This window comes from Paenibacillus sp. Marseille-Q9583 (assembly GCF_976954365.1).
Genome location: NZ_CDRJTB010000063.1, coordinates 1 through 17,373 on the forward strand (window position 1 = coordinate 1; position 17,373 = coordinate 17,373).

Genomic DNA, 17,373 nt, shown 5'->3' on the forward strand with positions numbered 1-17,373 from the left:
CTCTAATTCATCAAATTCCAGCCTATAAATATCTGGTTTCGAAGTCTGTTCAAAGAACTCATAACCATACTTTTTATTGAAGTAATTCAGGATAATGGTCATGATATTCCCGTGGGTACCTAGTGCAATTTTGCCGCCTTTATTTTGCTGGATCAATTGCTTCATGATGGGGATCGCACGCTCTTGTGCTTCCTGAGTACTCTCACCATTTGGCATTTTATATTGTAAGTCTGTGAATGATACCCGGATACCTTGAAGAAATTCTTGTTCACTGATCTCGATTTCAACGCTTGCGATAGCTCTTTCTCTAAGTTCCTCATACAGCTCAATATCTTGATCCGATGCCTCAGCTAAATACTTAATCGTATCTATGGCTCGTCTATAAGGACTAGAAACAAAATGTGTGATCTCTTCCTCCGCCAATAGTTCTTTAATTCTATATGCGTCCTTATGCCCTTTATCAGATAATCCTCGTTCCCTCTCATCTCCAAGCACAAAAGGTGATACTGCGTGCCTAATCATATAAATAAAAGTCTTCATGAGTTACACCTCTCCAGCTCATTCAAATATCGTTTTTGCCACTTCACGGTCTTTCTTGAAAATCTCCACTGGATAGGGAATGGCCATCTCGGGCAGCTCACTCTCTTTAAAGAACTTAAATTCTTCGACTTCTCCATCCATTGCTCTCAGCGTTCCACGGATGATAGAACACTCAAATACGATGATTGTATATTCCACCTGGTCTCCATTGTTATATTCGTATCTATATTTCCCTCCACCAAAAACCCCAAGAATGGAAGTAGGATGCACCATTAATCCAGTCTCTTCATATACTTCTCTGCGCAAAGTTCTTCCCGGCCGTTCCCCTGGCTCGATGGCGCCTGCTGGTAATCCCCACAAGGACTCTTCAGGTTTTCGAATAAATAGAATTTCATCTTCTTTATTTCTTATTACTGCAGCTACGGAAGGCATCATTAATAACTCTGAACCCACTTTTCCTCGGATCTCCTGATAATACTCAGACATCGGCACGCTATTCATCCATCCTCTCACACCGTTTTGTAGAACATCATCCTATTTTCCTCCGGCTTCCCAAAAACCCACATTATGTATATATTAGACATCACTGTGATGGAATCCTTTAGATTCGGTAATATGCTAAGCATGGAACAAAAAAAGCTTCCGAACGGCTCAATACTTTCTGAGGTCCGGAAGCAGTTACAATGAGGTGAGACTTTGAGCTTAATGTTTCCCTTTGTAGCCGGCAAGCTGTACGATCATGATGACAAGAACAAGCAATGAAATGAGCTGGTCAATACTCATCTGCGTCCGCCTCCAATCCCAAATGAAGGATGGCTCTTCGGACGGCATTTCCTCTCCCAAGGACACTGCTTCGTTCCCCTTATACACACTATGTAACATGAGTTCCAATTATTACTTTAAGATTGACTTACCCCTCCATACGTGCAAGTTCTTTTTCCACTTCATCTAGTTGATCTTCGCCAAACACTTTAAAGCCATTTTGCCGTAATAACTCCGTAGTTGTACCTTCTCCTGACATCTTCGTATCCCTAAAAGTACCATCATAAATATAAAGACTTCCACAAGAAGGACTATCCTGTTTTAATATCGCTAATGTAACTTGATGTTCTGTAGCCAGCTTCAGCGTTGCTTGAGCACCTTTCATAAAAGCTTACGTAACATCCGCACCTGCACCTGTTACCACCCGCTCACCTTGCCGCTGGGCATCAGGACGAGGCGTTGATAACCCTCCGACCACCTCAGGACAAATGTGGACAAAACGCCCTTCCTCATACCACTTCAAGAAACGAGCATCGAGACACGGTACATCACCATTATCATAACGCACTTTATGTCCTAACAGACATGCGCTTACTAGAATCTTTCCTGTCATCGTTATCTCCACCAGTCCGTCTAGTATTTAATATATGGCTATATTATTTACAACACAAAACTGATATGCAAGATCGAAATGCTTGTCACTGAAATGTTTGTGCTTCATATACAAAAGAATGCTTATTATGTCCATATAGGCATCATTAATCTTGATATTGGGGGGTCTTCTCACTTCTATACCGACTCCAGCAAGTCCACAATAAATCAGCCATAATATAGAGTCCCACGAAAGGAAATATAATTCCCCAAACATTATAGACAAGTGAATACAAACGCTCCATAAACGGCTGAATCCCATATACACAAGCAACCGATAGCGCCCACCAATATAGGGAGAATCGAAGGCAAATATGCCCTTGCAGTTGATAAGACATCCCTGAGTAATCCCACCATTGCTTTTGAAAGACAGTCTTCAGCAACCAACCACTTACATATTCAACAGCTGAAGGAACGACTAACGCAAGCAGGAGGAAAATTGGGAAAGGCAGGGTTAGATCTCTGGCAATCAATAGAAGCAGTGGTGCAAATCCATACATTGGTTTAAAAGGGCCTTTTAGAAAGCCTTCTTTGCGAAAGCTTCCATTACTATATAAGTTATATGTACCTTCCAATACCCAGCCTAAAAAAGAGTAGATCATAAAATAAAAGAAATATTGGCCCGCCACTGCCATCGCAGAATCTCCGCTTGAAGAAAATATAGAAGTCATCATGTTTATACACCGCTCCTAGTTGTCATTATTTTCTTAAATATCCATCCGGCCCTATTATGCCTTAATCCTTCAGGAGATATGCGCAACAAAAAAGACATAACCCAAAGGTTATGCCTTCATTACAAAAATATTTGGAGTGAAGCGTATTCTCTATCCATCCACGCTTATGGTTTAAGCCGTTCTTCATGTTTCTGATCCGATATTAGCGACTGATCGTCGTCTTGTTTCTTTAACGTATCCGTTGAAAGTTCACTACGTACGCCAAAGTCTGAACCATACTTTTTCTCAAAGTTGCCTACAAGAGCCTCACCACGTTTTTGCCGATATCGGCTGTTCTCATTCCGACTACGCATTTCATTTCCTCCCTGCTACAAGAATGGCTGAGATCTGTGAAATTTGCGAAAAGCTACTAAGAATTTGGAGAAAACTCTCTGATGAGGTTGTACCTGAATTCATTATACAATAATTGCTAAAATCATCTCAAGAAAAACAGACTGCCCAATGAAGGACAGCCTGTCTTCCGAATCATTTAGTCCAAATCGTTAGGAAGAGGATCAGGATGCGAGGACTCTGCAGGCTTGGCTACCCAATCGTCTGCTTCTGGCTCGATGTCCACACCATTCTCCATCTTCTTAATTTCAGCTAATGAATCGCCGTCTTTATTTTCCTTGTTGCGGATTTCCGCTTCATCTTGAGAATAATCTGACATGTGAAATCCTCCTCAGGTGCTTTGCTTTATTTGTTCCTTAGTTATAGTTACCCGATGGAGTGTTTTGCAAACATAGCTACGATGAATGAATTTAAGGATACATGATCCAAGCTACCACCGGACCGATACATGAACCGACAATAGCACAAACGGTCATCGCTACGGAGCTCATTGAAACTGACTGTTCACCGTATTCCAGTGCCTTTGCAGTTCCAAGTGCATGAGAACCCGTTCCTAACCCGATCCCAATCCCAACTTCGCTTCGAATCTTAAACAGTTTAATAATGAGAGGGCCGCCAATCGCACCTGTAAATCCGGCAATCATTACAAATACGGAGGTTAGCGAGGAGTCCCCACCTAAACCATTTGAGATTTGTATCGCCACAGGTGTTGTGATCGATTTTGGCAAAATGGACAGAACATACAATTTAGAGAATCCTAGACCAGCTGCCAAAAGCAGACCACTAAACATCCCTAATAACAGACCTGCAATCGCTCCCCCCAGGATGGCTGGAAGATTCTCAACTAACACATTACGCTGTTTATACAATGGGTAGGCTAGCGCCACTACAGCAGGACCGAGTAACTGATTGATCCACTGACCGCCTATCATATATGTATCATACGGAATATGAAAAAATAGAAGTATTGCTACAACAAGGACTGTTGCTGTTAACGCGGGAATCAGTACAGGAAACCGAAAACGTCTATAAATTACGGACATCATCAAATAAATAGCAACATTAAGCAGGACAATTCCTGTCGCGATAAAAAACATTATAATTCCTTCCCCTTTTCGCTTAAGCTCTTGCTGCTCCAGCCCGCCTTGCTCTTTCCTTTCAAGGTCGAAAGCCATTGACTCGTATGTGCTGCTGCTGCAATTGTGAGGACGCTGCTAACGATAAGAATCAAGATTAAGAGCAACCCTCTTCCACTAAAAATATCCATATGTTTCACGATCCCAGCCGTCGCAGGAATAAAAAATAACGGAAGGTAAGCTAATATTGTTGTTGCACCATCTTCAATCCACTTCACTGGTACAACCTTGAACAGCAATAAAACAAAAAGCAGCAGTAAACCGACGATACTCCCAGAAACGGGAAGATGCAGCTGCTTTTGCAGGAAGTCTCCAGCCAAGTAGAACAAATAAAGCAGGAACACTTGGATAGTTATGCGAATGATTTTCATGATGCAGGATCCCTTCATTATTAAATTAACTCGATAAAGCTTAAAATGGGTCACCTCAATAAGAGTATCAGAGTTTTCATGAAAATTTCAATTACTTTTCGAATCTTGTAAGAATTAAACAAAAATAACCTGCATGATCTCCAGAATGTTGGAGACTTTGCAGGTTAGTTATTTTCGTTATGCTGCTCAAAATTGAAGTCCCAGCTTATTTAAACCCACTGAACGACTTGCTCTGCGCTTTGTCTTGTTTTTCCACGTGGTTCATTCAAACGATATCCAAAGGCTACCATGCAGGAGATTCCAAAATGTTCGGCATCCATAATCCCCTCTTCGGTAAGAACTTGCTCTATCTTCGCCTTATCGAATCCTTCCATTGGGCAAGAATCAATTCCAATTAAAGCGGCTGATGTCATCATATTACCAAGAGCTATATAAGTCTGCCGGCAGCTCCATTCAAACATTGCACGCTCATTCTCCATCAAACCGAAATCAACCTTCAAGAACTTATCGAACATGTTACCTTTCCCTTCCATCACTTCTGGAGGTAGCTCCTGCACATGCTCCATAATCCCTTTTATATAATCAGAATCAGCAGCCATATCTTTAGGAAGACGGGAGAGAATCAATACAAAATGACTTGCGGTTGGCAATTGCTTTTGTGCTCCCCAGGCATGAGCTCGTAATTTCTCGCGTATTTCCGGACTTTGTACTACGACAAAACGCCAAGGCTCGAATCCGAATGAACTTGGTGACAGACGTCCTGTTTCCAGAATAAACTGAAAGTCTGACTCACTAATTTTTTTATGACTATCAAATTCTTTAGTTGCATGTCTGAACTGGTAAGCAGACAGGATTTCATTCTTGTTTAATGATAAAGTTTCCATGGTTAACACTCCTTTTGTTTGCTTAGAATCAACGGCCCATTTGACTGTTTGCCGTTCTCATGCTTAATATTAGAATATATATCACTTCTTTAAAAGTACGCACATTAATGTTATGTAGTATACAAAATGATACTATGGGAGTTGAACGGCTATGCGTGATCGAAAAGGTGGATTCGGAGATTTCCCAGGGGGAAATAAGGAAGCTTGCCCTGTGGAATTCACACTCGATGTTATAGGAGGAAAATGGAAGGGGATTCTCATCTATCACTTGATGGATGGAACGAAACGCTTTAACGAATTTCGCCGGATATGCCCAGGAATCACTCAACGCATGTTAACCTTGCAGCTTAGAGAGCTAGAAGAAGATGGGGTTGTTCACCGTGAGGTCTACCATCAGGTTCCCCCGAAAGTCGAATACTCGTTAACTGAATTTGGCAAGACACTGACCCCTATTATTAAACTTATGAAAGACTGGGGCGAGGTTTACAAAACAAAACAGCTTTCCGCAGAAAGCTGTTCAGAAGGTATGGATATTACGGTGTAGCTCAAAGCTGCACCTTTTATTTTTCAAAAAACGCTTCGGCCTTTTCCTTATGTTCATCCGTAACCTGACCTGAGATCGCTTTGATACCTGCTGCAATAATTGCCGCATCATCCGTAAATCCAAGTCCGAGAATCGCATCCGGTATCGCATCAATCGGGGAGATGAAATATGCCAACGCTCCGAAGGCAATTCCTTTTGCCCATAAAGGGGTCTTTGCGTCGACTGCGCAATAATACATCGCAATAGCATCTTTAGTAAATGGGATCTTACCTGCGAACTTTTTAGTTTTTGTCCAAAAATTCCGCGTCACCATCTCCTCGTTCTCTTTACTGTATGGAAACTTCTCTGCTGTGAGTTCCGCAGTGATCTTATCATCATCTTTCTTCAATAGATTTTCCCTCCGCAAGGTTCATATGAATACATACAGTCAGTATACCCTCAGCTATTAGTTATATCTTTAAGATAAACTACAGCTCGTTCTATGAAACTTACACAATATTATTTAATTTCTTTGATTTTATTCAAATCACTGCTGCATAACGCTTCAAGATTCTTAAAGATTCGCTCGGCATCCCAATCCCACCACTTAAGCACTTCTAGATGTTCAATCAATTCATCATCAAAACGTTGTCTAATTACTTTACATGGATTTCCTCCAGCGACACTATAAGCCGGGATATCTTTCACAACTGTTGAATTGGCCGCGATGACGGCTCCATTACCAATATGTACACCCGGCATAACCGTAACATTCTGCCCAATCCACACATCGTTGCCGATCACCGTATCTCCTTTTAAGGGTAAATCTGATAGTTCTGGAACCGCATGCTCCCAGCCATTAGACATAATATTAAAAGGGTAGGTCGTAACAGAATTCATTCGATGGTTCGCACCATTCATGATAAATTCAATACCTTTGGCAATTGCGCAGAATTTCCCAATAATAAGCTTATCACCAATAAAATCATAATGATGAGTCACATGCTCCTCAAACTTTTCGGCACCGTCTATATCATCATAATACGTATAATCGCCAACCGTTATATTTTTTCTTGTAATCACATTTTTGATATAACAGATACTTTTGATCTGTTCATTCGGATAGAGCACATTCGGATTCGGTCCATATTTCTCCATAATAACGCCTCTCTCTCTTTTTGATAAAACATAGCAGAGATCACATATCTTTTCAAATAAGTACGAATCATGAACATAAAAAGCGGCTACCGTGTGGTAACCGCCCTTACAAGTACTTTATCGCTTTGATAAAACATCTACTTCGTATTGCTTCACATCGCTCAGCCAACTTTCTCGGACAGGCACACCATTCGTCGCACAATAATAATCCCAAATAGCTCCGAACGGATAAGATTTCAATTCCTCTACCAGTGCAAGTCTAGTAGTATAATCCCCATCCATTTCAATTTGCTTCAATAGCTCTATCGGTTCCAGCATCGCACGTAGCAAGGCTTTGATTGTGTTACGTGTTCCGATCACCCAAGCGGCAATGTGATTAATACTTCCGTCAAAGAAATCGAGTCCAATATGAGTTCTTTCTAGGAATTGACCTCTAACTAGTTCACGAGTAATCTCCAGCAGTTCATCATCCATAGTCACCACATGATCACTATCCCAGCGTACTGGACGGCTAACATGCAGCAACAATTGATCACCAAACAGCAGCCAAGAGGATAGTTTATTCGAGATGGTCTCGGTCGGATGAAAATGCCCAGCATCGAAGCAAACCGCTTTGCCCCGACTTAGTGCATAACCCATATAAAATTCATGCGAACCTACCACATAACTTTCTGAGCCAATTCCGAACAGCTTGCTTTCTACAGCATCAATGTTATATTGCTCATCGATCTCCTCGCTGAAGATCTCGTCCAGGGATTGCTGAAGTCGCGCTCTCGGTGACAGACGGTCGATCGGTGTATCTTTATATCCATCTGGAACCCAGAAGTTGGTTACACAAGGCTGACCTAGTGCCTGACCGAAAGATTCGGAGATTCGGCGTGAAGCCTTGCAATGAGCAATCCAGAAATTGCGGATTTCAGGATCCGAGTGGCTTAGTGTAAAGCCATCATTAGCTTTTTCATGAGAGAAGCAAGTGGGATTGAAATCTAATCCAAGTCCCTGCTCCTTAGCCCAGTCCACCCATCTATCAAAATGCTTTGGCTCTAACGCATCAAGATCTACAGTTTCTTCCGTATCGGCATAAATAGCATGTAAATTAACTTTATGACGTCCAGGGATAAGTGCTAGTGCTTGCTCCAAATCACGGCGCAGCTCCTCCGGATTTCTAGCTCGCCCCGGGTAACTGCCCGTGACCGCGATCCCGCCACTTAGCTCCTTTTCCTTATTCAGGAAGCCCTTTACATCGTCTCCTTGCCAACAGTGCAATGAAATTTTGATTGCTGCAAGCTGCTCTAATACTTTATCTACGTCAATGCCGTGCTGTGCGTAGAGCTTTTTCGCCTCATTATAGCTCGTCTGAATGCTCTTTAAGCTTTCTGTATTCTGCTCCATGCTTGAGCCTCCTGATATTATCTTAGTGATTTCATTTAGGGGTATTTTTGTACTTCTTTTGCTCGTTTTCCGCTATTTACGCTCAATGAGGGGCATTTATACCCCTCTTTTGCTCGTTTTCCGCTATTTACGCTCAATGAGGGGGATTTATACCCTTCTTCTGCTCGTTTTCCGCTATTTACGCTTAATGTGGGGGATTTATACCCTTCTTTTACTCGTTTTCAGCTTTTTTCGCTCAATGAGGAGGATTTATACCCTTCTTTTTCTCGTTTTCCGCTATTTACGCTCAATGAGGGGCATTTATACCCTTATTTTGCTCGTTTTCCGCTATTTACGCTCAATGAGGGGCATTTATACCCCTCTTTTTCTCGTTTTCCGCTATTTACGCTCAATGAGGGGGATTTATACCCTTCTTTTACTCGTTTTCCGCTATTTGCGCTCAATGAGGGGCATTTATACCCTTCTTGTGCTCATCCATAGCTGTCTAATAATCATCCCGTATATTCTCGGTTACTTTATTAGTTACTCTTATACGACCTGCAGCCGAGCAAACTCTGCCAATGCCGCGGTTTTTAAGGTGGGGTCCATCACTTGTGGAATGTAGATTGTTACATCAAATGAACGATATATAATTTCTCTTGCTTTCTTAATATCTGTGACCGTACCCATACTGATCATTTGCATAACTACGTTACCTAATGCGGTGGATTCCGTTGGTCCAGCGTAAATCTCCATCTCAAGTAAATCCGCCGCAATTTGGCATAGCAATCCATTGTTCGCCCCTCCGCCTACGATGTGCAGCCGCTCCCACTTCTCGCCGGTCAATAGCTGAAGATCCTGAACATAGAAATAGTAAGAAAGAGCAAGACTGTCAAACACACATCTGGCGATCTCCCCTGGTGTCTTTGGTACCCACTGTCCGACTTCCGCACAATAGCTTTGTATCTCGCTGATCATGTTAGCTGGATTCATGAATCGTTCATCATTGCAGTAGATGATGGATCTGAAAGGAATCTCTTGCTCTGCCAGCTCCACCAGTTCGCCGAAGCTGTATTGCCCGCCATATTCCTCACGAACCTTTTGGATCAGCCACATCCCCATAATGTTCTTAAGAAAACGGAACGAACCGAAGGCGCCCCATTCGTTCGTATAGTTACGTTCCATCGCCTCTGGACTTGTAATGGCTGAAACTCGTTCCACCCCGATGAGGGACCAAGTACCACTACTGAGAAATCCCCATTTGTCGCTAATTGCAGGAACGCCTAGTACAGCTGATGCTGTATCATGAGTGGCAACTGCTATGAACTCACAATCTGGAAGATCATCGCGTGCCACCAAGTCATCAGTCAATCCGCCAATTCGTTCCCCAGGTTCCGTTAAGGGAGGAAACTGCTCTTTTGAAAGACCAAGCAGTGCCAGTAAATCAGTATCATAATCCCTAGTTTGCAAATTCAGCAGTCCCGTGGTTGAAGCATTCGTGACTTCACTAATTCTTCGTCCCGTAAGCCGATAGTAGAGATAATCAGGGATCAACAGGATTGAATGTGCTGCTTCAAGATCTGCCTGATCATGCACAAACAGCTGGTACAACGTATTAATCGGGAGAACTTGTATCCCCGTCTTTCGGTAAACGCTTTCAGTTGATATATTGCGATGTAGGCTTTGTACCGCTTCTTCTGTTCGGGAATCACGATAAGAAAAAACTTCATGAATTCGTGTCCCCTTCTGATCTAGAAGTACGTAATCCACGGCCCAAGTATCAATTCCGACGGTACAATGCTCAATTCCTTTTGACTTCGCCTTCTGCAAGCCTTTTACAATTTCAGCAAATAAATAATCGACGTCCCAATAAAGATTACCATTCTTCTCAGAGAACCCATTACTAAAACGGTGAATTTCTGTTAATGATAAGGTTCCTTCCGGTTCTTGCAAGGTTCCGCAAACGACTCTCCCACTAGAGGCTCCAATATCAATAGCAATATGATTCTGACCCTGTTTATGTGCCCCAGCATTCATTCTTAAACAACACTCCTTATCTCCTCATCAGCCTACCAGCAAGGCGAATACGATTCCAGGGCCATGCACACCTATTGTCAGATCATTCTCAATATCCGCTGAACGGCTAGGTCCAGAGATAAAGTGAATACCTGCTGGGAGACCCGATTGTCCCGCTTCATCAAAATCAATAAGCACCTCACCCAGACGAGTCTTCAGCCGCTCCAGCGGAATGATGGCAATTAATGCGGTTGGCAACAGGCTGACAGAGCGCCCTTTATCCGTAGAAGATAACACTGTAATAGAGCCTGTATAAGCAACTGCATAATCCGCGATCACAATCCCAATATCGGCTTCCGCCGCCCTAGCTTTCCATGCTTCTTGCATATCCGTATTCCAGACAGATACCTGCGTATCTACAAGTTCTTCTTCTAGACGAAGTGCCGCAAGCTCAGCTACATTTTGCCGAAGAATATAACGGGCGAGCATATCACTCGCTTTATTGACGATAAAAGCTTTAGCTTCATCCATCGTTGCCATGCGAAACACATGTCCACCTGCACTTTGAAAATTCGCAGTAAATTGATCGATGCGTTCTTCTGGACTCCACTGGAATTCTTGCCAATAATCTGGAGCACCGCGAAAAGGATGTACCGGAGCCGCAGTCGTTCTTGGCCGCTTCAGGCGACGAGCGATATCGTTCATGAATGCCTGCTGTTTCTCACGAGAATCATGGTCCATACGCTCCAGCCATTCTCTGTGCGTTTCCTTAGTCATATCCGGGCTCTCCTTTCAGTTCCTCCGCCTTCCGCTTCGCTAATAAATCTTCCATCCGTTTCTGTATCGACGGGTCCATCTCGCGACTATTTTTGTCTAACTCCTCCTGCAGCTCTTTCCAGCTCTCGCGGAAGGATTCATCCGCCAGCTTCGGAGCGATCCGGTAGTTATTCCAGCCTTTCAGCGGCCCAAGCTTGGACGGAATTCCGCCGTCTCTCACAAGTAGCTTTTGTCCGATTCTGCCTACTTTCATCACACTACTGAATCGTTGTGACTTCGCCATAATCGCACCAAAACCTTTCATGACAAGACTTTCTGCTTTGTCTCCATAACCTCTCTCTACCTTACGTCGCCGTAAATAGATAAGCATATCATGCAGAGGGATTTTGACTGGACAAGCTTCATAACACGCACCGCATAGACTCGATGCACCTGCGATATCATCCCATTGATCTACATTTTTGTTCAGCGCCGGGGTCAACACTGCTCCGATCGGTCCGCTATAAGTCCCACCATAGGCATGACCGCCAATATGACGATAGACAGGGCAGGCATTCAGACAAGCTCCACAGCGGATGCAGTTCAGTAGCTCCTGAAATTCTGGATCACCGAGCTGCTCAGATCGACCATTATCAAGGATAATAATATGCTGCTCTTCCGGCCCGTCCCCATCATCCTTTCTACGGGGTCCTGAAATACCGGACATATACACTGTTAGCTTCTGGCCAGTTGCTGAACGAGGTAATAACGTAGCCATCACCTCAAGGTCGCTCCAAGAAGGAATAATCCGCTCCATCCCCATCAAAGTGATTTGCGTCTTCGGCAAGGTGGTGACCATGCGAGCATTGCCCTCATTCTCGAATAGCACCATGGAACCTGTCTCTGCAATCGCAAAATTGCATCCCGTCATCCCAATATCCGCTTCTAGGAATTTCTCTCGTAGCTTGCGCCGTACAAATCCTGCAAGGATTGTAGTCTCAGGCAAAAGCTCCTCCCCTGCCTCCTTGGACAACAGCTCTGCAATCTGATAGCGGTTCTTATGGATGGCTGGGATAATGATATGAGACGGAGTTTCTCCGGCAAGCTGGATAATATATTCGCCAAGATCTGTTTCAATCGTCTCCACGTCAATGGATTCAAGCGCCGTATTCAAATGCAGCTCCTCTGTCACCATCGATTTGGATTTGACCACGGAAGCCGCTTGTTTTCGCTGCGCAATCTCTAAAGCAATCTTCACTGCCTCTTCACCCGTTGCCGCAAAATGAATATGCGTGCCGTTCGCTCTTGCATTGTCCGCAAATAGATTTAAGTAATAATCCAGATGAGCGATCGTATGCAGGCGAATTTGCCGCCCACGTTCGCGCCATTCTTCCCAGTGTCCATGATCGTTCGCCGCTTTCTGTTTCCCGTCACGCAGCCTTTCCGTAGTAAAGCGAACCGCCTTGCGCAAAAAGTCATTATTCAGCGCCAAGTCGGCACGCTCTTTTACCGTAGCTGGCTTCACATTAATCGATTCCGATTTAGTCTGAGCGGCATTCTGACTCATTGTGCACTCACCCCCTCATACAGTAGCTCTGCTAAATGCATGACTCGGACCGGTTTGTGGCGATAACGCAAATTCCCAGCAATATTCATGAGACAGCCCATATCCAGACCCGTTAAGACTTCTGCTTCCGACTCCAGCACATGATCTGACTTCTCGGTGACCATCGCACCGGAGATATCAGACATCTTCACGGCAAAGGTTCCACCAAACCCACAACAGTCCTCAGCAAAAGGTAATGGCACTAGCTCCATCGCCTTCACATTCTGCATAAGTAACATAGGCTCATCACGAATCCCCAGAATCCGAGTGCCATGACAGGAAGGATGATAGGTAACTTTATGCGGAAATACTGCCCCTAGATCCGTTACGCCAAGCACCTGTACCATGAACTGGCTGAACTCATAGGATTTACGCTGCAAATTTTGCGCCTTGACCAAATTAATCGGATCATCTTGAAACAGTTTCGGATAATGATGAAGCATCCCGGTGCAAGACCCGGAAGGAGCAATGACAAAGTCACTGTCTTCAAAAGCCTGCAAAATCGTAAGTGCAGCTTGACGTGCCTCATTCCAATAGCCACTATTGTACGCAGGCTGTCCGCAGCAGGTCTGCACTTCGGGAAAATCCAGCTGCACGCCATATCTGGCAAGCAGACGTGTCATCGCTTCTCCGACCTTCGGGTACACAGCATCACTGATGCAAGTAATAAACATCGATACCTTCATGTCCTCACCTCCTGCAACACTATTTTCTACACGGTTGTTATTGCGATGTTCAGCTCCTGTAGCTGCTTTAGCTGTTCTGTGGCAGGGCTGTAATCCGTTATCACAACATCCAATTCACTAGTCGTGGCAACATGTGTGAACGCTTGAATTCCGAATTTACTGGAGTCACAAAGTAGGATCACCTGCTCCGCGATAGAAATCATCTTTCGCTTCACCATCGCTTGCAGCTCATTCGATTCGCTGGCGCCACGTTCGAGATGAAATCCTTTGCAGGAAAAAAACATCTTATCCACGTGATACAACTCAAGCGAACGCTCGGCTAAATGACCAACAAAAGACATCGATCTGCGGCTCAGTTGACCGCCAGTTGAGATCACATCTATTCGTTCCTTCCCACTTAACTCCGCAGCTACCCTAATAGAATTAGTCAGTACAGTTAGTGGCATATCCGGCAAATGTGAGGCCATATACCATGCAGTTGTGCTAGCATCCAGCAAAATACGATCTCCCGGCTTTATCATCATCACTGCTTCACGAGCAATCTGCTGCTTCTCCGCTGCGTTCATAATTTCACGTTCAGCATATGGCGTCTCTGGTTGACGATCACGTAGACTAACTGCACCACCGTGCGAGCGTAGCAGCCTCCCCGCCTTTTCCAAGCGATCAAGATCCCGGCGGATGGTCTCCTCCGTCACTTGGCATAATGTACTCAGTTCCGAGACACGAATGCTGCCACGTTCATTCACTAGTTCTACGATTCTTTCATATCTGTCTGCAATCAGCATGGCTTCCCTCCGTTATATCTATCTATATTCCATCTTCCACTTATCTAGTAAAAGCTGCTGGCACTCCACCATCAATCGTCAGCATGCAGCCCGTAGTCTTCTCTGACTTGGATGAAGCGAAAAAGGCCACCCCTTCAGCAATATCACGTGGATAAATATTTACAAGCAGTGTTGTGCGCTTACGATAATGTTCCTCCAGTTGATCCGGCTCAATCCCGTAAGCAGCAGCCCGTTCATTCCGCCAGTTTGAATTCCAAATCGCTGAGCCTTGTAGAATGGCATCCGGCAAAATTGTATTGGCGCGAATACCGAACTCTCCGCCTTCAGCTGCAATACAGCGAGCCAAATGTGCTTCGAGTGCTTTGGCAGAACTATAAGCCGATACGCTTTTCCCAGCAAATATAGAGTTCTTAGAGCCAATAAATACCATGCTACCGCCGATTTTTTGCTCCTTCATCACCTTGAAGGCTTCACGTGCAACGAGGAAATATCCAGTTCCTAGCACGGAAATGTTCAAGTTCCACTCTTTTAATGAAGTCTCATCAAAAGGACTGGAAGTCGCAAGCCCAGCATTGTTCACAATAATATCTACTCCGCCATAAAAGAGTGCTGTATCTGCATAAGCTGCGGTAACTTGCTCCTCCTGCGTTACATCCATTTTAACAGCGAACGCACGATTCTCACCGTATTTATCGTTAATCTCCTCGGCAATTCTCTGTGCGCCCTCCAGATTGAGATCTGCCAGCACAACATGCGCCCCTTCGGACACTAGACGACGAGCAGTTTCGCTCCCGATTCCTCCTGCGCCACCAGTAATGAACGCAACCTTACGCGAGAATTCTGCTTCTGCTGGTGCCAGCGATAATTTATATAATTCCAAAGGCCAATATTCCACATTATACGATTCATTTTCACTTAGAGAGACGAAATCGCCCAATGCGGTAGCTCCGCGCATAACAGCAATCGCCCGGTGATACAAGGCACCGCTAATTTTAGAGTTGCTCCAGCTTTTGCCGGTGTTGATCATTCCCACTCCGGGAATTAGAATCACACGCGGTGCGGCTTCGAACATTACATCGCCCTCATGCTTATTACGATCGAAGTACGCTTTGTACTGCTCTTTGTATGCGGTAATCGCTTCGTTCAGCTTCGTTTTCAAACCATCAATATCACTGGCATTTGGTTCCCAATTCACAAATAGTGGCAGCATTTTGGTATGTACCAAATGATCCGGACAAGCTGCACCTACACTGGATAATTTCTCCGAGTTAACTCCACCTACAAAACGCAGCACATCCTCTGCATCATCGAAGGTCAGTATCATTTTGCGCTCATCACTGACTGCCCCTCTAATCAATGGCATCACTGCAGCTGCTACAGCTCTCCGCTCTTCATCCGGAAGCGCTTCCGATTTGCGACCTCCGAACAGATTCTCATCTTCAATTCTATCTTGGATGTAACGCTCTGCTTCATTAATGATAGAGATCGTCTTCGCGTAACAAGCTTCCGGCGTATCCCCCCAAGTCACGAGGCCATGCTTCTCCATCAACACCAATTCTGCTTGAGGATTAGCAAGCACGCCTTCAGCGATCATTTTGGATAAAGTGAACCCAGGACGAATGTAAGGCACCCACACGAAACGATCCCCATAGATTTCCCGCGCAATATCTTTACCGTTATGAGCACAGCACAAGCTGATAATCGCATCTGGATGCGTATGATCTACATGTTTGAATGGTAAAAAAGCATGCAGCAGCGTCTCAATTGAAGCACGCGGATGCTTAGGATCAATCATACAATTCGCGAGGTAAGCCACCATTTCCTCATCAGGCATTTCCTCCCGATCAAACAATGGCGCAATATCCTGTAGCCGCAATCCGGTAAAATTGCCTGCTTTCATCGTAGCTAGGTCAGAGCCGCTACCCTTCACCCACATGACTTCAACCTCACGACCACGAAAATCTAATTCTATTGTTTTACTAGAGGTATTCCCTCCTCCAAAATTACAGACTCTACGATCTTCACCTAACAGATTGGAGCGATAGACCAGTGCATCCAGACCTCCGTTGATGATTTTTTCCCGTGCAGAATCCCATAAACTTTGTACCATTTGTGAATACCTCCGTTTTTGAATGTTTATTTTTTTGTTTATTTTTGTTTGTTTTGATTTTAATCTATTTGTTTATGTTTGAATAGAGCGTTTTCAACAAAATTTAAAATTTATTTCACAAGTTAGACAAATCCTCCTTGGATGAACTGAATTTCCATTGCGAAAAAACAAAAAAAGAGTTGCCAATTAGCAACTCCTTCACCTCCACTATTCAGCACACCGACTCATAAACTAATCCAGTAGTTACATTTTCCATCCCCGATACCGCTAAGTATTCCTCTGTTCGCTTCAATGACCTTTCTCGAAGCTACATTATTGGGCTCACAAGTCAGCATGACCTTATCAATCCCCAGATCCGCTGCTTTTTTTAACAACTCTGCTAGAAAAATCTTGCCAAAGCCCTTACCTCGCTCACTAGGCCTGATGCTATATCCGATGTGTCCACCTGATTTTCTTAATTGATCATTTAAGGAATGTCTTAGCTTTCCAACACCAACAGGATAAGAGTCAATCAGTAACCAATAGTTCGTTTGAGGGACATAGTTTGGTAGGAGATTATCGCCTCTTGAGAGTGCTATCCGATCTCTGATGAAATCAGGAAATTCACTGTAAGCCAAATCAAACCCATTGTTAACGAATCCATTCTCCCCAGGGCCTATCTCCATAATCATTTCAAAAATATCGCGTCCATCTGACAAACTCGCTTCCTTTAGCTCAATCAACATCATAGTCCCCCCTAGAACACAAAAATTGCTTACCGTATCAAAAAATATTACTGCAAAATAGAGCCCTCTGCATTATTTATTTGCACTTTCTACAACTAAAATTAACTTCAGCACGCCTGTCTATCGTTAAGTGTACTTTGTGCAACTAAATTCCCCCAATTAAGCTGTATCCGCTGATTTCCAGAGATATAGTTGTACAAAGTACATCTATATCACAATAACCAAAGTA

The 17,373-nt window shown here is 44.0% G+C and carries 20 protein-coding genes and 1 pseudogene; 1 reads left to right on the forward strand and 20 read right to left on the reverse strand.

The window, feature by feature from the left end; all coding sequences use genetic code 11:
• From ACWNM1_RS23515 to ACWNM1_RS23560, 10 genes and pseudogenes are all read right to left on the reverse strand, one after another.
• On the reverse strand, positions 1 to 540 hold a 540-nt coding region (locus tag ACWNM1_RS23515), incomplete at its 3' end, for a histidine phosphatase family protein (protein WP_449602834.1).
• 18 nt (positions 541 to 558) lie between these two features.
• Positions 559 to 1,032 carry an NUDIX domain-containing protein gene (locus ACWNM1_RS23520; RefSeq protein ID WP_449602864.1) on the reverse strand — a complete coding sequence of 158 codons (474 nt, stop codon included), beginning with the start codon at positions 1,030 to 1,032 and terminating at the stop codon, positions 559 to 561.
• Between the two features lie 210 nt (positions 1,033 to 1,242).
• Positions 1,243 to 1,389 (reverse strand): hypothetical protein, encoded by a 147-nt coding sequence (locus ACWNM1_RS23525; protein ID WP_156113097.1) that lies wholly within the window; start codon positions 1,387 to 1,389, stop codon positions 1,243 to 1,245.
• A 61-nt stretch (positions 1,390 to 1,450) separates the two neighbouring features.
• Positions 1,451 to 1,915: pseudogene (locus tag ACWNM1_RS23530) on the reverse strand (DUF523 domain-containing protein).
• 145 nt (positions 1,916 to 2,060) lie between these two features.
• Entirely contained in the window at positions 2,061 to 2,627 is a 567-nt protein-coding gene (locus ACWNM1_RS23535; RefSeq protein WP_449602835.1) for a putative ABC transporter permease, read from the reverse strand.
• A 164-nt stretch (positions 2,628 to 2,791) separates the two neighbouring features.
• Entirely contained in the window at positions 2,792 to 2,980 is a 189-nt protein-coding gene (locus ACWNM1_RS23540; protein ID WP_449602836.1) for a hypothetical protein, read from the reverse strand.
• 176 nt (positions 2,981 to 3,156) lie between these two features.
• Entirely contained in the window at positions 3,157 to 3,336 is a 180-nt protein-coding gene (locus ACWNM1_RS23545) for a hypothetical protein (protein WP_042126589.1), read from the reverse strand.
• 91 nt (positions 3,337 to 3,427) lie between these two features.
• On the reverse strand, positions 3,428 to 4,114 hold the full coding sequence (locus ACWNM1_RS23550) for an LrgB family protein (protein ID WP_076283038.1): 687 nt from the start codon (positions 4,112 to 4,114) through the stop codon (positions 3,428 to 3,430).
• Positions 4,114 to 4,524, reverse strand: a complete 411-nt coding sequence (locus tag ACWNM1_RS23555) for a CidA/LrgA family holin-like protein (protein ID WP_449602837.1) — start codon at positions 4,522 to 4,524, stop codon at positions 4,114 to 4,116. The genes ACWNM1_RS23550 and ACWNM1_RS23555 overlap by 1 nt, the downstream gene beginning before the upstream one ends.
• 209 nt (positions 4,525 to 4,733) lie before the next feature.
• On the reverse strand, positions 4,734 to 5,408 hold the full coding sequence (locus ACWNM1_RS23560) for an NAD(P)H-dependent oxidoreductase (protein ID WP_449602838.1): 675 nt from the start codon (positions 5,406 to 5,408) through the stop codon (positions 4,734 to 4,736).
• 151 nt (positions 5,409 to 5,559) lie between these two features.
• Here ACWNM1_RS23560 and ACWNM1_RS23565 point away from each other — a divergent pair, with 151 nt between their 5' ends.
• Complete coding sequence (locus ACWNM1_RS23565) at positions 5,560 to 5,952, forward strand: winged helix-turn-helix transcriptional regulator (RefSeq protein ID WP_449602839.1); 393 nt, start codon at positions 5,560 to 5,562, stop codon at positions 5,950 to 5,952.
• A gap of 16 nt (positions 5,953 to 5,968) precedes the next feature.
• Here ACWNM1_RS23565 and ACWNM1_RS23570 read toward each other — a convergent pair whose 3' ends face one another.
• From ACWNM1_RS23570 to ACWNM1_RS23615, 10 genes are all read right to left on the reverse strand, one after another.
• Positions 5,969 to 6,340 (reverse strand): YkvA family protein, encoded by a 372-nt coding sequence (locus ACWNM1_RS23570; protein WP_449602840.1) that lies wholly within the window; start codon positions 6,338 to 6,340, stop codon positions 5,969 to 5,971.
• Positions 6,341 to 6,450: 110 nt separating this feature from the next.
• A complete protein-coding gene (locus ACWNM1_RS23575) occupies positions 6,451 to 7,089 on the reverse strand; it encodes a Vat family streptogramin A O-acetyltransferase (RefSeq protein WP_449602841.1) in 639 nt (212 codons plus the stop codon).
• Between the two features lie 117 nt (positions 7,090 to 7,206).
• Positions 7,207 to 8,481 (reverse strand): L-rhamnose isomerase, encoded by a 1,275-nt coding sequence (gene rhaA / locus ACWNM1_RS23580; RefSeq protein ID WP_449602842.1) that lies wholly within the window; start codon positions 8,479 to 8,481, stop codon positions 7,207 to 7,209.
• A gap of 528 nt (positions 8,482 to 9,009) precedes the next feature.
• Positions 9,010 to 10,497 (reverse strand): rhamnulokinase, encoded by a 1,488-nt coding sequence (gene rhaB, locus ACWNM1_RS23585; RefSeq protein ID WP_449602843.1) that lies wholly within the window; start codon positions 10,495 to 10,497, stop codon positions 9,010 to 9,012.
• Positions 10,498 to 10,524: 27 nt separating this feature from the next.
• Entirely contained in the window at positions 10,525 to 11,253 is a 729-nt protein-coding gene (locus ACWNM1_RS23590) for a LutC/YkgG family protein (RefSeq protein WP_449602844.1), read from the reverse strand.
• Complete coding sequence (locus ACWNM1_RS23595; RefSeq protein WP_449602845.1) at positions 11,246 to 12,799, reverse strand: LutB/LldF family L-lactate oxidation iron-sulfur protein; 1,554 nt, start codon at positions 12,797 to 12,799, stop codon at positions 11,246 to 11,248. The genes ACWNM1_RS23590 and ACWNM1_RS23595 overlap by 8 nt, the downstream gene beginning before the upstream one ends.
• Positions 12,796 to 13,524 (reverse strand): (Fe-S)-binding protein, encoded by a 729-nt coding sequence (locus ACWNM1_RS23600; protein ID WP_449602846.1) that lies wholly within the window; start codon positions 13,522 to 13,524, stop codon positions 12,796 to 12,798. Before ACWNM1_RS23600 ends, ACWNM1_RS23595 begins: the two co-directional genes overlap by 4 nt.
• A gap of 26 nt (positions 13,525 to 13,550) precedes the next feature.
• Positions 13,551 to 14,309: a DeoR/GlpR family DNA-binding transcription regulator gene (locus ACWNM1_RS23605; RefSeq protein WP_042187090.1), complete on the reverse strand. Its 759-nt coding sequence runs from the start codon at positions 14,307 to 14,309 to the stop codon at positions 13,551 to 13,553.
• Positions 14,310 to 14,349: 40 nt separating this feature from the next.
• Entirely contained in the window at positions 14,350 to 16,419 is a 2,070-nt protein-coding gene (locus tag ACWNM1_RS23610; RefSeq protein WP_449602847.1) for a bifunctional aldolase/short-chain dehydrogenase, read from the reverse strand.
• A gap of 224 nt (positions 16,420 to 16,643) precedes the next feature.
• Positions 16,644 to 17,147, reverse strand: a complete 504-nt coding sequence (locus ACWNM1_RS23615) for a GNAT family N-acetyltransferase (RefSeq protein WP_449602848.1) — start codon at positions 17,145 to 17,147, stop codon at positions 16,644 to 16,646.
• Positions 17,148 to 17,373 lie beyond the last annotated feature (226 nt).

What these genes read in the sequence shown, in the direction of transcription:
- ACWNM1_RS23535 (WP_449602835.1), bottom strand. Translation starts at nt 2,627, where the DNA reads ATGATGACTTCTATATTTTCTTCAAGCGGAGATTCTGCGATGGCAGTG.
- ACWNM1_RS23540 (WP_449602836.1), bottom strand. Translation starts at nt 2,980, where the DNA reads ATGCGTAGTCGGAATGAGAACAGCCGATATCGGCAAAAACGTGGTGAG.
- ACWNM1_RS23545 (WP_042126589.1), bottom strand. Translation starts at nt 3,336, where the DNA reads ATGTCAGATTATTCTCAAGATGAAGCGGAAATCCGCAACAAGGAAAAT.
- ACWNM1_RS23550 (WP_076283038.1), bottom strand. Translation starts at nt 4,114, where the DNA reads ATGTTTTTTATCGCGACAGGAATTGTCCTGCTTAATGTTGCTATTTAT.
- ACWNM1_RS23555 (WP_449602837.1), bottom strand. Translation starts at nt 4,524, where the DNA reads ATGAAAATCATTCGCATAACTATCCAAGTGTTCCTGCTTTATTTGTTC.
- ACWNM1_RS23560 (WP_449602838.1), bottom strand. Translation starts at nt 5,408, where the DNA reads ATGGAAACTTTATCATTAAACAAGAATGAAATCCTGTCTGCTTACCAG.
- ACWNM1_RS23565 (WP_449602839.1), top strand. Translation starts at nt 5,560, where the DNA reads ATGCGTGATCGAAAAGGTGGATTCGGAGATTTCCCAGGGGGAAATAAG.
- ACWNM1_RS23575 (WP_449602841.1), bottom strand. Translation starts at nt 7,089, where the DNA reads ATGGAGAAATATGGACCGAATCCGAATGTGCTCTATCCGAATGAACAG.
- rhaA (WP_449602842.1), bottom strand. Translation starts at nt 8,481, where the DNA reads ATGGAGCAGAATACAGAAAGCTTAAAGAGCATTCAGACGAGCTATAAT.
- rhaB (WP_449602843.1), bottom strand. Translation starts at nt 10,497, where the DNA reads ATGAATGCTGGGGCACATAAACAGGGTCAGAATCATATTGCTATTGAT.
- ACWNM1_RS23590 (WP_449602844.1), bottom strand. Translation starts at nt 11,253, where the DNA reads ATGACTAAGGAAACGCACAGAGAATGGCTGGAGCGTATGGACCATGAT.
- ACWNM1_RS23595 (WP_449602845.1), bottom strand. Translation starts at nt 12,799, where the DNA reads ATGAGTCAGAATGCCGCTCAGACTAAATCGGAATCGATTAATGTGAAG.
- ACWNM1_RS23600 (WP_449602846.1), bottom strand. Translation starts at nt 13,524, where the DNA reads ATGAAGGTATCGATGTTTATTACTTGCATCAGTGATGCTGTGTACCCG.
- ACWNM1_RS23605 (WP_042187090.1), bottom strand. Translation starts at nt 14,309, where the DNA reads ATGCTGATTGCAGACAGATATGAAAGAATCGTAGAACTAGTGAATGAA.
- ACWNM1_RS23610 (WP_449602847.1), bottom strand. Translation starts at nt 16,419, where the DNA reads ATGGTACAAAGTTTATGGGATTCTGCACGGGAAAAAATCATCAACGGA.
- ACWNM1_RS23615 (WP_449602848.1), bottom strand. Translation starts at nt 17,147, where the DNA reads ATGATGTTGATTGAGCTAAAGGAAGCGAGTTTGTCAGATGGACGCGAT.